Raw genomic sequence first — 13,946 nt, 5'->3', positions numbered from 1 at the left:
GTGTTTTCAACTGCCTTGTAGCTACTACGTGGTCAGCATCTATATCAATATATAAGACCCTGAAATAAATTCAGGGTGACGCCCTAGAAATAAATACTTAAGGGATTTTGCAATGCTGCAAATCTTTTGAAACCTGGGAGTATGGTACAAATCCCTGCTTGTTACCAAAAGAATTGGTAATATAAACCATTACCTGCGCCACATCAATATCTGCCAGTTCGGGGAAAGCAGGCATTTTTTCTTTATATTCTTTACCGTGAACGATTAAAGATTCATTTGCGCCATTTTTGATGAAGCAGGCCAAACGAGATTTGTTTGCCTTTAAAAATACCGAATCAGTTAGTGGAGGCGCCAGTTGACCTAAACCTTCACCATTTTCTCCATGACAGTTCTGACATTTAGTTTTATAGATGTCTTTTCCATTCGACATGTAATTTTGCAGATCGATGGTTTTCTGATTTTGGCAGGAAAGGATAATGGCAACCAGGGAAATGAAAAAGATAACATTGATAATGTATTTGCGCATAAATTTAATGTTGGAAGAATATTCATCTCGATCAGATAGCTATCGCATCGAGATGAATACTTAGATGATTATTTTTTATACTCCGCCAATAAAACCGGAATATCTTTTTTCAATTGTTCTACCTGGTCTGCCTTGGTGCCATCATAAGCACCGCGGATCCTTCTGTCTTTATCAATCAAAACCAGATAACCCTGATGAATATAACCATCTTTAGCCGTGCTGTCTTCTCCAACAGCCACCAGGTAGTTCTTTTCAGCTAAGGTATATACGCTATCTTTGGTACCATAAAGAAACTGCCACTTCGGACCGTCAACCCCTAATTTTTGAGCGTATTTTTTCAAAACATGAGGTTTATCATATTTAAAATCAATCGTATGTGATACAAACATAATATCCGGACTGGTTTTAAAGTCATTATAAACCGTCATTAAATTACGGTGCATGGTAGGGCAGATGGTAGTACATGAGGTAAAGAAGAAGTCGGCTACATAAATTTTGCCATCTGTTGCTTTATTTGTTGTGACCACGCTATCCTGGTTCAGGAAAGACCAATCAGGAATGGTTTGGTAAACGGTATCTATTTTCTCTTTGCCCGTGGCATCTTTAACGGTTTCAGCATGGCGCTCCCCATAAAATGGGAGTTTTTTTTCTTGTTTGCATGCAGAAAATATAGAAACAGCTAGTAGAGACGTAGCTAAATAAGCAGTGATTTTATTCATGATGTTATTTTAAAATGTAAATATACGAGGTATTTTTATCTGGAACGTTAATGTTTGGAAAAGTCCGGGGTCGGATGTCCAAAAGTCGGAAGTTTAGCGGTTAAACCAAATAGCTTCATATCTTCCTACTTCGGTCTTTATGACTTCCAACTCACTTTTTTATGTACTTACCAGGCTCGGCCGCAAACTTTTGCTTACAGCCTTCTGAACAAAAATAATAGGTAACTTTATTATATACTACATTTTTTGATGCACCAGCCTTCACCTTCATTTTGCAAACAGGGTCTATCACCACTTTTTTTATCGAATCGATCAACGTTATTTTTTGATCTTCGATTATAGGGTTGGCTTTTGATTTTAGCCCTATAACTGCTAATCCAATTAGGATTATTGCTGAGATTGATTTTTTCATTTGAATTTATTTTTAGCATGTGGTCGGCAACCCAAAGACATAAGTTTATCCGCTTACGGTTAATCTCCATATCTTCGGACTCCCAACGTTCTGACCTCCGACTAATTTTTATTTAACATTATATATTCTTATCAATGAATCAGATGCTTTGGTTACTTTGATATATTTATCTTCAACTGCCCTGATTTTTACCATTTCTGACTTGTAATAGTCAAGATCTTCCTGTGCGGTTTTTCCTTTAAAATCATCTTTAAAGAAATGCATCCAATCCATCATTTTTTCATCAGCAGCATTTAATTGTGTAATTAGGCCAACAATTTTCTGTTTTAATACAGCCGAATCTGGCGAAAGCTTAATTTGGTCTGAAACCAAAAGTGTATCTAACTTCATTTTATTCTTGATAACTTTCTCGCCATCAATCATCAACTTATCGTGGATATTTAATACTTCCTGGCGAACTGCTTTGGCATCTGGTTCAGTTTTGCAAGCAATAAACAAAACGGTTAACAGAGCTAGTATGGCAATATTTAATCTGTTCATATTCTGTAATTTAAAAATTGTAGGAAATTCCAACGTATACTTTACCTGCACTCATCGGATGATCGGTTTCCGCTTCCCAGATATTCTTTTGTAATCCGGCATTTAAAGCTATGTCTTTATAAAAAATATCAATACCTGCACCACCCATTAGGTTATTCATTACGTGTTCACCTGTTTTGTGGCTTTTATACTTTTCACCACCAGAATACTCGTAAAAAAACTGTGCAGATGGCATGATCTGAACATCCTTACCAATTCTTTGCACGTAAAAGATATTCAAGAAACTGGTCGTACTGTTCGCGATGCTTTCATCGCGACTATTGGTTCCGTTAACCTTGTATGATGTATTCAGGCTTGCACCAAATTTGCCCAATCCTACCATATAATTCAGATATACAAAACCATCTGTGCTTCCTGTTCCAGCTTGCATCAGCGAAGAATAACGAATTCCCGATGTATTTTTTAAATCATTTTTTCCAGTCGGCAATTTTATACCAGCCCCTGCAATTAATTGTTGCTTAAAGTTATCTTCCAGTTTCTGCACCAAGTGATAGCCCGCGTATAAATTAACATCGCCCATATTGGAGATAGAAGAAGTATATCCATTGTACCGCTCACTATTGGAAACATAAGGTAAAATAGCGTTGATTTCAAGTCGGCTGTTGATGAAATATTTACCCCTGATTTCTAAAGAGCGGTAAAGCTCATAGTCACTGGGGTTGCCCGCATGATTCGTTATGGGTGAATCCTGGCTTCGGGCTGGAATGAAAAAACTTCCACCATTTGGGAATAAGGAATGTGATTGCCCTTCATAACCATTAAACGACCGGTAACGGTATAAAAGGCTGATGCTGTTTCGATTATAATAGGGCGTAATGCCCATAAAACAGCCGCAGATATCACAGGCAACTACCTGGCTGCTAGTGAGTACTAAAATTATAATTAGTAATTTACGACTCAGCGAATAATTTATTTTTGATAAATTCATTGTCTGTTAATGTTTTTAAAAATGCTTTAATCTGTTCTTTTTCTGTAGCGCTTAGCGAAATGCCATTTTTCAATTGAGGATCGAGATTGGCAGATGCTTTGATACCCGAATTATAATGTTCTAACACTTCATCCAAGCTGTAAAAACGGCCGTCGTGCATATATGGGCTGGTATATTCGATATTGCGCAAAGTAGGTACGCGAAACTTTCCAAAATCTGCAGCTACACCAGTAATATGCGAACGTCCTTCATCACTACTCATTAAATCCAATCCGTTACTTCGGTAAGAAAAATCAGTAAAAAAAGGCTCTGCATGGCAGGAAGCACATTTTTCTTTGAACAAATTGTAACCCGCAAGTTCCGACGTTGTAAATAAAGCGCCAGCCTCTTTCCGGATTACCTTATCATACTTTGAATTACCAGAAACCAACACTGCTGTAAACTGGGCAATCGACTTCAAAATGAGCTGTGAGTTGATTTCTGTGGAACCGAAGGCCTGTTTAAATAAATCTGGATATGGCGCCGTATTTTTCAGGAATGCGATGATAGTCGGTACATCAGTCCCCATTTCGCAAGCATCTGTAATGGCATTCAAAGGAGAGGTTTCGATGTTTTTTACGCCACCATCCCAAAAGAAAGCTTTTTGCCAGGCCAGGTTAAAAAGTGGCGGCGTATTACGCTTTCCCTGACAGTTGTTCACCCCATGGCTTACCTTATGGTCAAGCTGGGTAAAAGCTGCAAATTGTTGGTGGCAACTTCCGCAAGAAACGCTTTTATCTGCAGATAATCTGGCATCATAAAATAACTTTTTACCCAGTGCGAATCCTGCGTTACTCAATTTATTTTCTTCAAAATTATATACCGGAGCTGGAAAGTTGGAAGGAACGAAAAAAGTAATTTTCTTTTCTTCCGGCGTTACCTCATCTTCACTTTTACTGCAGGCATACATCAACGCAATGCTTAATAGAAGCATTGCGAAGACTGTTATTTTTCTTAGCATTTAATTGTGAATGTGATCTAAACGAAATAGGCCGTTTGCGTAGTTGTTAGCTACAATTACGGAGTTTGCACCACCCATAGTGAAATTTAACGTAGCAAAACTGACGTCGGTTTTACCGGTAAATAATGCTGCAGCATTTACTATAAAGTGCATGTTGGGTTTGCCGTCTGTGCGTACGCGGAGCGGATTTGCCGCATTAATCTCAGTAGCAAAAGTCCTGATCGTGTTGTTTGGATCTGTAACACCTCCAATGTGAAAAGTGAGCGCATTTCCTTTATCGGTAGACTGTGGCGAAGTTCCCTCAAGCTTAACAAATATATAGCCACTATTCCAAGTCCAGAACATACCATTTATAGGGTCTAAGGCACCAGTTTGAGCGCCGGCAAAGTTGCGGGCATAATCTACACCAATGGTATATTCGATTTTTGTATAATCGCCAACAGGTACATCCTTTAAGGTAATATTTGTCGATTCTGCTTTTGAAGCATCAATTAGAAAATAGCTTTCAGGTATAAGGTAACTCGTTCCATCAGCTTTGCTTAATTTGATATTACTTACATAATATTTAAATACGTTGATTTTGAAATCTTCGCCTCTGGCATTTTTGTAAGTGGTGGTACTTAAAACTAATGGACTTCCGTTTACCTGGTTTTCAAACTCGATCGAGAAAGTAGATTTAGCGTCTGCATTAACCTCATTGCTGTCTTTTTTGCAAGAAGAGAATAATATAATTGGGCACAACAATGCCAAAAAGTATTGTGATAATTTCATTTTGAGAAAATTGGATAAGTAAAAATTTAATAATTCTAATAGAGATCGTCCTGCTGAATTCAATTCAGCATCTTATAACTAAATATGTGATAGACCCTGAAATAAATCCAATAGCTATCGGATCAGGGTGACGACAAGGAAAAAGAAATTTAACTTAAACCGTTTTCGGTGGATGAAAAATAGAGATAGAAAGATCTTTAACCGGTTTTTCGATATAAAGATTTTCTGAAGTGATAACAAAATAGGGAAGATAGTGATTGATGGCTATTGTTTGAAATTTGGGTTCGGCTTCTACAACTCTTTTCAGGTTTTCATGTGCCTGTTTGTTTTTGCCGTCTAAATCTTTTAGTTTTTTAGCCAGGAAACACTGTCCATCACAATGCAGTTCAGGATGTACTTTGTTTATACAAAATACACTGGTGATATATTCTTTGTTCATTTGATAACCTGAATAGATCACCAACTGCATGAAACCGTTGCTAACAGTACATGTAATAATCAGATATATTAAGATTTTTTTGAACATGGTATCGAGCTGCAAAAGTATTAAAGAAATTGATTGCAGCAAAGAAAAATAAAAAAGTGGCTTACTAAATATTAAAGGTGAAGTTTAGGCTTATATATGGTTATGTTTTTTATAAATTTAAAGTCTTTAAGATTTAATGTGTAAAGTTCTAAATCATGAAAGATTGCTGTAGATGCAATTAGCGCATCTGGAAGATTAAGATTGTGTGATAAAGAAAACTGTTCTACTAATGTTACCGCCTGTGTTGATATTGGAGAAGAAATGGGCAAAACCACTAAACTATCTATATCTTTTCTGATTAACCTTAATTCCTTTTTGTTTCTTGCTCCATAAAGTAATTCTGCGCAAGTAACATTTGAAATTGCAACACTATTTTGACCAATATTCTTTATAGTTTCGATAACCCTATCATTTCCTTTATAAATTTCAATAAGGATTTGTGTCGCACAGAACCATTATCTTTTCCAGGCTTTATCTCTAAGTTCGTCCGAATTAACATTATAATCACTCCAAATGCCTTGAGATAATGAAAATTCTACTGCTTCAGATGATTCAACTTTGTCAGTAGTTCTTAATTCCGCATCAATATCCCATGACTTTAAAATGTCTAATAATGCATCAATTTTGCTTTGTTCTACATTATCTTTTAAAATTATTGCTGTCATGATGCTACCTTGTTATAATTGTAAATATAAGCAATCTATTTTTATTGGTATTTAAACGGCTTAAAATATATTATTATAATTTGTTTCATTCTTTTGAGATGCTTTGTGGAAGGAATAAAAGGCCTCAGCTTGTCTTAGCATTCTGTAAGTAAGCAGAAACTTGAAAAACTCTTCAAAAATGACTCCCTGTATTTTTAGTATTAAAGAGTTAATTGATTGACCGAAATCCTCCCTACTAATCCGCGCCTCTATAGGAATTAAAATGTCCTAGCGAGATGCTAAGACTAGGAAAGTCCCTAAAAGAAATCGTCATTCCCAACTTGATTAGGAATCTTAAAGCGCTCGCATTAAGATTCCCGCACGCGTGAGAATGACGACCTGAATTAGTGGATCCTGTCTGCCGATGGTAGCTTGTCGACACGCTACTTGATGGTTTCGAAAGGCGTTTCGACAGGCTCAATGTGACAGATACGATATTATTAAGTGTTTAAATTACGCCTGTAAATCAGCCATAACCACTTTTATTTTTTCCTCTAGTTGTGCATTAACAGAATCAAAATCTTTTCTATCTGCTAAAGGTGCGTTTACGCTGCAATAGAACTTAATTTTTGGTTCAGTACCGCTTGGACGTGCAGAAACAATACTACCATCTTCTGTAATAAACTGTAAAACATCTGAAGTTGGATAGTCCAATTTGGTTACTTTTCCAGTTGTCAAGTCTGTTTCCTGTCCCAATTCGTAATCTTTTAATACCGATACCTTAGAGCCACCCAATGTTGCAGGCGGATTTTCTCTAAATTTAACCATCATGGCTTTGATTTCTTCAGCACCAGATTTCCCCTTTTTGGTCAACGAAACCAGATCTTCTTTATATAGGCCATATTCTACATACATATCCAATAAGGCATTGTATAGACTAGCACCTTTATCTTTATAGTATGCTGTCATTTCAGAAATGAAAGCAGCAGAAACCACTGCATCTTTATCGCGTACCAAATCGCCGATCAGGTAACCATAACTCTCCTCACCACCACCAATAAAATACTTCTTGCCTTCAAGCTCGGTCATTAACTGACCAATATATTTAAATCCAGTTAGGGTGTTGTAGTATTCTACATTTTTCTTTTTAGCAATTTCTTCGATCAGGTTGGAAGTTACAATGGTTTTTACAATAAACTGGTTGCCATCTAATTTTCCGCTATCCTGCCAGGCCGAAAGTAAATAATTGATTAACAGACTACCCGTTTGGTTACCGTTAAGCAATACCCATTCGCCTTCATTATCCTTTACGGCAATACCCACACGGTCGGCATCAGGATCGGTTGCCAAAACCAAATCAGCATCAATTTCCTTTGCTTTATTCATCGCTAAAGTTAATGCGTCTTTTTCCTCAGGGTTCGGGTATACTACCGTTGGGAAATTTCCATCAGGTGTACTTTGCTCTTCAACAATGGTAACGTTTGTAAAACCAAACTGTGCTAAAGCTTTTGGAACTAATGTAATCCCTGTTCCATGGATAGGAGAGTACACAATTTTTAGATCATGCTGTCTTTTTATTGCTTCCGGAGAAATCGAAAGCGCAGTGATACCATCTAAATATAATTGATCAACATCTTCACCAATCAGCTGGATATTTGCATCAACACGATCGAATTTTACTTCATCTATGCTTTTAATTTTATTCACTTCATCGATCACCAGCTTATCATCAGGAGAGGTGAACTGGCCACCATCAGCACCGTAAGCTTTATAACCATTATATTCTTTAGGGTTATGCGAAGCGGTTAACATTACCCCACTTTTACAGTCGAAATGGCGCACCGCAAAAGAAAGCTCTGGTGTTGGTCTTAATGCAGAAAAGAAGTATACATATATGCCATTTGCTGAGAAAACATCTGCAGTAATTTTTGCAAAATAATCAGAGTTGTTGCGGCTATCATGTGCAATGGCAACTTTAATTTTTTCGTTCGGATATTTATTGTTTAAATAATTGGCTAATCCCTGTGTGGCCGTTCCGATGGTATATTTATTTATACGGTTAGAACCGGCACCCATGATTCCGCGTAACCCGCCTGTTCCGAACTCTAAACTTCTATAAAATGCATCCGTTAACTCGGTAGTTGCATCTTTATCTACAAGGGCCTGAATTTCTGCCTTAGTATTTTCATCATAGTTTCCATTTAACCACTGATTGATTGTGGCTTGCGTTGATTGGTCAATTGCCTGCATTGAGCTATTTTTTTTAGTTTAATATGTAGAATTCCTGGATATTGTTTGGTTGAAGCAAAATTATTTCAACTCATCCAAATTTTATTTTGTTGAGGGTGTTGCTTTTAAGCTGCTTTTGCTTAATTTCACGCCCCGATACAATAATAAAGAAAATCCAGTATTAATGTGAGGCGATTGTAACTTTTTTAAATAGTTACAAAAACAATTAGGTTGCTGTCCTTTAATTATGGGTAAAAACAATTTACAAACAGATGAAAATATTAAAATTTGGGGGTACCTCTGTAGGCAGTCCTGAGCGCATGACGAAGTTATTGGATATCATTAATCCAAACGAAGAACAGATTGTAGTTTTATCAGCCGTGTCTGGAACTACAAACAGTTTAGTAGAAATTGCAAATTATTTTTTAGCTGGAGATAAGAAGAAGGGAAGCGAGTGTGTCGAAAATCTATATCAAAAATATAAAACTTTTGTTGTTGAGTTATTGCCTGCTGCCGAATTTCAGGAACAGGGTAATGAGGTAATTGATTATCATTTCAATTTCTTAGCTGGATTAGCAAATGATATTTTCACTTCAATTGAGGAGAAAGTAGTGTTGGCCCAAGGTGAGCTATTATCTACCACTTTATATCATATTTATTTAAAATCTATTGGCGTACCATCGGTATTATTACCTGCTTTGGATTTTATGAAAACGGATGAAGATAATGAACCTGATATTCCGTTTACCACAAAGCATTTAATGCCATTATTGGAGCAGCATAAAGACAAGAAATTATTCATTACACAAGGATACATTTGTCGCAACAGTTTTGGCGAGGTAGATAATCTACGTCGTGGCGGAAGTGACTATACAGCATCTTTATTGGGCGCTGCAATTTTAGCCGAAGAAGTTCAGATCTGGACAGATATAGACGGCATGCACAACAATGATCCACGTATTGTTAAAGGTACCAAACCAATTGCACAGTTATCATTTGATGAAGCAGCCGAGCTGGCTTATTTCGGGGCGAAAATTTTACACCCTCAATCTGTCTTCCCTGCACAGAAATATAAAATTCCGGTTCGCTTATTAAATACCATGGAACCCTCAGCTGCTGGTACTTTAATTACGCATGACAGCGAAAAAGGCAGGATCAAGTCAATAGCTGCTAAAGACGGTATTACTGCAATCCGCATCCAATCAAGCCGCATGTTGCTTGCTTATGGTTTCTTACGCAGGGTTTTCGAGGTTTTTGAACGTTATAAAACGCCAATTGATATGATTACCACCTCTGAGGTGGCCGTATCATTGACCATCGATGAGACAGCGCATTTACCACAGATTATTGAAGAACTGGAAAGTTTTGGAACCGTTGAGGTGGATACCAACCACAGCATTGTGTGTGTAGTGGGCGATTTCGGTTCAGAGAAACACGGTTTTGCCAGTAGAGTTTTAGAAGGTTTGAAACATATTCCGATCCGTATGATCTCTTATGGTGGAAGTAACTATAATGTTTCGCTTTTAATTTTAAGCGAACATAAAACAGAGGCTCTAAGAAGCTTGCACAATAGGTTATTCGAATAAGAGGAAAAAAGCACCTATTACAACCAGCAATCCGAAAAGGCAGTGAAAAGCCAGAAAGTTTGCTGGTAATAACCCGTTTTTATATTTCTTGTAAGAGTTATATAATCCGGCAGAAAGAATGAGAACAATAAATATGGCTGCTGCGATCTTCATTTTTTAATAAATAAAAGGAATAATACCAACAGAAGTAACACGATAAAAAATCGGATTTTTCCGTTGTATTGTTTCCGGGTAATTCTTCCATGCTTTAAATCCAGGTAGTTACCCAAATAAATTAGCCCAAAGAATAAAATTAAAATTATAATAAGGAATCTGAACATGTTCGCCGATAAAGATATATCAAAGTTTAACAATATTGAAACGCCTTTTTACTACTACGATACCGATCTGTTACAAAAAACGTTGCACACTTGTGCAGATGCAGCAACTCCATATCAATTTCATATCCATTATGCATTAAAGGCAAATTTCAATCCCGTGCTGTTAAACCAGGTCAAAGAAATTGGTTTTGGCGCAGATTGTGTAAGTGCCGGCGAGGTAAGAAGAGCAGTTGAGGTAGGTTTCGACAATAAAAAAATCGTTTTTGCCGGCGTAGGGAAATCTGATAAAGAAATTAATGAGGCTCTCGATCTTGATATTTTCTGTTTTAATGTAGAATCTATCCAGGAATTAGAGGTATTAAATGAGCTTGCAGCTAAAAAAGGTAAAACTGCTCAGGTAGCTATCCGCATTAATCCAAATGTTGATGCACATACCCACCATAATATTACGACAGGGTTGGATGAAAATAAATTTGGAATCAACTCATGGGATTTACCTGAATGTGCAGATACGTTAAAAGCCTCTCCAAACCTTAAATTTATTGGTATTCATTTCCATATCGGCTCGCAGATCACCAATCTTGATGTTTATAAAAATCTCTGCGTTCGTGTAAATGAATTTGCTGCATGGTTTGAGGATAAGGGATTTAAGCTTCAGGTATTAAATGTAGGAGGCGGTTTGGGAATTGATTATTATCATCCCGATCATCAAATTCCTGATTTCGGATCGTACTTTAAAATTTTTAATGAATTCTTAACCATTAAGCCAGGTCAGGAAGTGCATTTTGAATTGGGTAGGGCTTTGGTTGGTCAATCAGCATCATTAATTACCCGCGCATTGTATATTAAAAATGGGAAAAAGAAAAACTTTGTCGTTTTAGATGCAGGCATGACTGAATTGATGCGTCCGGCATTATATCAAGCTTATCATAAAATAGAAAATCTTAGCCAGTCGGGAGTCGGGAGTCCGAAGTCCGAAGTCGTAAAATACGATATCGTAGGACCCATCTGCGAAAGCACGGATTGTTTTGGTAAAGAAGTTGAACAGCCCGAATCGTTCAGAGGTGATATTTTTGCCATTAGAAGTGCAGGCGCTTATGGAGAAGTAATGGCTTCGAAATATAACTTAAGAGATGCAATAAGATCAGTATATAGTTACGAGATATAATCTTTAAACTTTATTATCATCCTGAAAGCAATGAAGGATCAACGAAAAGAATTAGCTAAAGCAAAACACCTTTTCGTCATCGCAGAATATTAAACTGGTAAAGACCCTGAAATAAATTCAGGGTGATGGAAAGGATGATATTCGCGATGACGATTTTTCTTAGATCAAATCGTCTCCAAACACAATTTCTGAAGATCAATTGCCGAAATCTTTTTTGCATTCAAAGTATGTAAAAGAGATCCCTGATACACAGTCCCGATCCCGGCACCTACATTAACTGCTTAAAGATATCTTTAGCGGCATAAAAACAGTAAGGTGGTGCCGAGAAAACTATTTTACAATCTCGCTTGATCATCGGTTTTTGTTTTTCGAAGCAACAAAAACAATCACACCCGCTATCAAAATAATACCACCAGCATAAGGAGGCCAGTTTACCGATTTTTCTTTATCCGCCGAGATTTGAATTGGGCCTGCGTCAACAATTTTTTCTTTTTTTGTATAAGAGAAACCTGTCCAGATGAGCATAGCAATGCCCAAAACCATTAATACAATTCCTAATGTTCTGTTCATAATATTTGATTTTATTTATAGCAGAACAGCAATCGCATTGATATGTTTTTATTTGAATGTGTAGCCAAGAGAAATCTTATTCGCCAAATTTATATTTTCGGCGATTTCAAGTGACAGTGTAAATCTTTTTAAGCTCAAAAAGTAATTAAAATTCCATGCTGAAGAACTTTTAATTACTTTTTCAAGATCTGCAATTTGGCCATATTTAAAACTGTTGGCCAGTCAGGGAGTTCCTCCAATGAAAAGCCTGAAGGCATGTTTAATATCATGGTTACGCCTTCCCCTGAAAATGACTTCGGTTGATAATCCGGTTGTCCAAAGTCTTTTCCTGTTTGAAACACCTGCATAGTTATAAATCTTACCATTGTAAACTTCATCTCTGAAATCAGCATATGCTCCACTTTCCGTACTCAAAGCATTTTCCCAATTTATAAATCTAAAATCTGTATTTCCATTAACAGATGTGCTATGGAAACCGATAGAAGTTCTTAAACCAAAGCCATACATATGTTTTTTAAAACCGGGAGGGTAATCACCATTGGTATCATTCCTGTTGTTGGAATAAAGGTGTTCGGCATTGCCCAAATAACCAAAAACACCGTAGGCAATATCAAATCCTTTAAACGTATTGCGCGATTGATGTTTAACATACCCATTTCAAATGACACACTACCATTTCCAGGAGATGACGCCCCCGCAAAACTTGCTGAAGCATGTGTTAAAGTTTTAACGCTATCGGCCTCCATCTGACGTGGCAGATAGCCCAAATTATTTCCGGGTAAAGCCGGAGAAATATATGTCCTGCAAGAACTTGATAAAATAATCAATAACAGAAAGAAAAGGAGCGCATTAACTTGAGTTTTCATGTTATGATTTTATTCTTCAAAGAAATCAATCAATCCACCTAAATAATACTCCTGAATCCCTTCTGTAAAATCTTGATAATCTTCATCGGGGATATTGGTTTGCCTAAATTCAAGCGAAGTTCCTTTTTTATCTTCGTGAAGTTTGATGGTCACGATAGAAGGTTCATTTTCTTCTCCAAAATACCATTGCTGCACAATTTGCTTTCCATAAGTAAATTCGATGTTTTTACCCGTAATATCGCCATCCCATAAAGAAAATTCTGTTCCAGGTACTTCTTCAAACTCCACTTCGGCCCCGGTCCATAGCTTAATGCTGATGTCTTTTGTAAGGGCTAAATAAACTTCTTCCGGTGGGGCAGGTATGTGGGTATATTTTTTAAAGTCCATTCTGTATCAAGATTTTTAGGGTTTGAAGATTTTCATGATCAAAGTTCAAAAAAAATCAAATCCGATTAATTTATTTGTTAAGATTAAGTATGCGTTATCACCCCAATCTCTACATTTTATTCAATCCTGTTCTGTATTTTTTTATTATTAGGATTATATATTTTTTTAAACTGGAGACTTGTTGCGCCAAAATTAATCAATAATCCGACATTGAAATTATAAGCAACAATATAATTTTTAGCTTGTGCTAAAGGATAGCTTTCTAAATTAACAGAAGCCTTAAGCTCTAATATTAATAAATCTCCGATTATGAAGTCGGCACGCCTTTTTCCAACTATCAGGCCATCATAAAAAATTTCTGTTCAACTTCTCTTTTAAATTTTATCCCTTCTTTTTCTAATTCAATTGCCAAACATCGCTGATAAATTACTTATTGAAAACCATTTCCCAAAATGTTATGCACTTTAATAGCACAGCCATTTACTCGGTAAGTTAAATCTTCAATGTCCATGTCTCAAATTTAGTAAGCCATTATCATGAAAATCCTTAAATCTTTTAATCGTGTCTCATTTAAATGCGTTTAATCCGGTCACATCCATTCCTGTAATCAATAAATGTATATCATGTGTACCTTCATAAGTAACCACCGATTCCAGGTTCATCATATGGCGCATAATAGAGTATTCCCCCGTAA

General features: G+C 36.6%; 17 protein-coding genes and 2 pseudogenes. 2 read left to right on the top strand and 17 right to left on the bottom strand.

From position 1 onward, the window contains the following. Positions 1 to 97: 97 nt before the first annotated feature. The 11 genes from PGN18_RS22015 to PGN18_RS21970 all read right to left on the bottom strand — a co-directional run bounded on the left by PGN18_RS22015 (position 98) and on the right by PGN18_RS21970 (position 8,376). Entirely contained in the window at positions 98 to 526 is a 429-nt protein-coding gene (locus tag PGN18_RS22015) for a c-type cytochrome (RefSeq protein ID WP_335321732.1), read from the bottom strand. Positions 527 to 594: 68 nt separating this feature from the next. Next, a complete protein-coding gene (locus tag PGN18_RS22010; RefSeq protein WP_335321731.1) occupies positions 595 to 1,245 on the bottom strand; it encodes an SCO family protein in 651 nt (216 codons plus the stop codon). Positions 1,246 to 1,396: 151 nt separating this feature from the next. Then, positions 1,397 to 1,657, bottom strand: coding sequence for a YHS domain-containing protein (locus PGN18_RS22005; RefSeq protein WP_335321730.1), 261 nt, complete (start codon positions 1,655 to 1,657; stop codon positions 1,397 to 1,399). Between the two features lie 108 nt (positions 1,658 to 1,765). Further along, positions 1,766 to 2,197 (bottom strand): hypothetical protein, encoded by a 432-nt coding sequence (locus PGN18_RS22000; protein WP_335321729.1) that lies wholly within the window; start codon positions 2,195 to 2,197, stop codon positions 1,766 to 1,768. Positions 2,198 to 2,207: 10 nt separating this feature from the next. Further along, a complete protein-coding gene (locus PGN18_RS21995; protein ID WP_335321728.1) occupies positions 2,208 to 3,185 on the bottom strand; it encodes a hypothetical protein in 978 nt (325 codons plus the stop codon). Next, the gene (locus tag PGN18_RS21990) at positions 3,148 to 4,158 is read right to left on the bottom strand and encodes a cytochrome-c peroxidase (protein WP_335321727.1); all 1,011 of its coding nucleotides are present in this window, start codon (positions 4,156 to 4,158) and stop codon (positions 3,148 to 3,150) included. The genes PGN18_RS21995 and PGN18_RS21990 overlap by 38 nt, the downstream gene beginning before the upstream one ends. A 27-nt stretch (positions 4,159 to 4,185) precedes the next feature. Beyond that, positions 4,186 to 4,956: an MbnP family protein gene (locus tag PGN18_RS21985; protein ID WP_335321726.1), complete on the bottom strand. Its 771-nt coding sequence runs from the start codon at positions 4,954 to 4,956 to the stop codon at positions 4,186 to 4,188. A gap of 154 nt (positions 4,957 to 5,110) precedes the next feature. Further along, the gene (locus PGN18_RS21980) at positions 5,111 to 5,395 is read right to left on the bottom strand and encodes a hypothetical protein (RefSeq protein ID WP_335321725.1); all 285 of its coding nucleotides are present in this window, start codon (positions 5,393 to 5,395) and stop codon (positions 5,111 to 5,113) included. Between the two features lie 158 nt (positions 5,396 to 5,553). Then, positions 5,554 to 5,913, bottom strand: coding sequence for a type II toxin-antitoxin system VapC family toxin (locus PGN18_RS22465; RefSeq protein ID WP_442955369.1), 360 nt, complete (start codon positions 5,911 to 5,913; stop codon positions 5,554 to 5,556). Positions 5,914 to 5,937: 24 nt separating this feature from the next. Next, the gene (locus PGN18_RS21975; RefSeq protein ID WP_335321724.1) at positions 5,938 to 6,147 is read right to left on the bottom strand and encodes a hypothetical protein; all 210 of its coding nucleotides are present in this window, start codon (positions 6,145 to 6,147) and stop codon (positions 5,938 to 5,940) included. Positions 6,148 to 6,639: 492 nt separating this feature from the next. Next, a complete protein-coding gene (locus PGN18_RS21970; protein WP_335321723.1) occupies positions 6,640 to 8,376 on the bottom strand; it encodes a phospho-sugar mutase in 1,737 nt (578 codons plus the stop codon). Positions 8,377 to 8,627: 251 nt separating this feature from the next. Here PGN18_RS21970 and PGN18_RS21965 point away from each other — a divergent pair, with 251 nt between their 5' ends. Together PGN18_RS21965 and lysA are read left to right on the top strand one after the other, a co-directional pair. Next, entirely contained in the window at positions 8,628 to 9,941 is a 1,314-nt protein-coding gene (locus PGN18_RS21965) for an aspartate kinase (protein WP_335321722.1), read from the top strand. A 318-nt stretch (positions 9,942 to 10,259) separates the two neighbouring features. Beyond that, a complete protein-coding gene (lysA, locus tag PGN18_RS21960; protein WP_335321721.1) occupies positions 10,260 to 11,429 on the top strand; it encodes a diaminopimelate decarboxylase in 1,170 nt (389 codons plus the stop codon). Positions 11,430 to 11,780: 351 nt separating this feature from the next. On the opposite strand, the gene PGN18_RS21955 is transcribed toward lysA, so the two are convergent. From PGN18_RS21955 to PGN18_RS21930, 6 genes and pseudogenes are all read right to left on the bottom strand, one after another. Beyond that, complete coding sequence (locus PGN18_RS21955) at positions 11,781 to 11,999, bottom strand: hypothetical protein (protein WP_335321720.1); 219 nt, start codon at positions 11,997 to 11,999, stop codon at positions 11,781 to 11,783. 222 nt (positions 12,000 to 12,221) lie between these two features. Next, positions 12,222 to 12,506 (bottom strand): hypothetical protein, encoded by a 285-nt coding sequence (locus PGN18_RS21950; protein WP_335321719.1) that lies wholly within the window; start codon positions 12,504 to 12,506, stop codon positions 12,222 to 12,224. Continuing rightward, positions 12,488 to 12,865 (bottom strand): hypothetical protein, encoded by a 378-nt coding sequence (locus PGN18_RS21945; RefSeq protein WP_335321718.1) that lies wholly within the window; start codon positions 12,863 to 12,865, stop codon positions 12,488 to 12,490. The genes PGN18_RS21950 and PGN18_RS21945 overlap by 19 nt, the downstream gene beginning before the upstream one ends. 9 nt (positions 12,866 to 12,874) lie before the next feature. Beyond that, the gene (locus tag PGN18_RS21940; RefSeq protein ID WP_335321717.1) at positions 12,875 to 13,252 is read right to left on the bottom strand and encodes an SRPBCC domain-containing protein; all 378 of its coding nucleotides are present in this window, start codon (positions 13,250 to 13,252) and stop codon (positions 12,875 to 12,877) included. 116 nt (positions 13,253 to 13,368) lie between these two features. Further along, a pseudogene (locus PGN18_RS21935) lies at positions 13,369 to 13,679 on the bottom strand (GxxExxY protein). Positions 13,680 to 13,818: 139 nt separating this feature from the next. Beyond that, positions 13,819 to 13,946: pseudogene (locus tag PGN18_RS21930) on the bottom strand (acyl-CoA dehydrogenase); the annotation flags it as partial.

Origin of the sequence: Pedobacter terrae (assembly GCF_036946585.1) — a bacterium.
Taxonomy (GTDB): domain Bacteria; phylum Bacteroidota; class Bacteroidia; order Sphingobacteriales; family Sphingobacteriaceae; genus Pedobacter; species Pedobacter terrae_C.
This window is presented reverse-complemented; position numbering and strand designations above follow the sequence as displayed.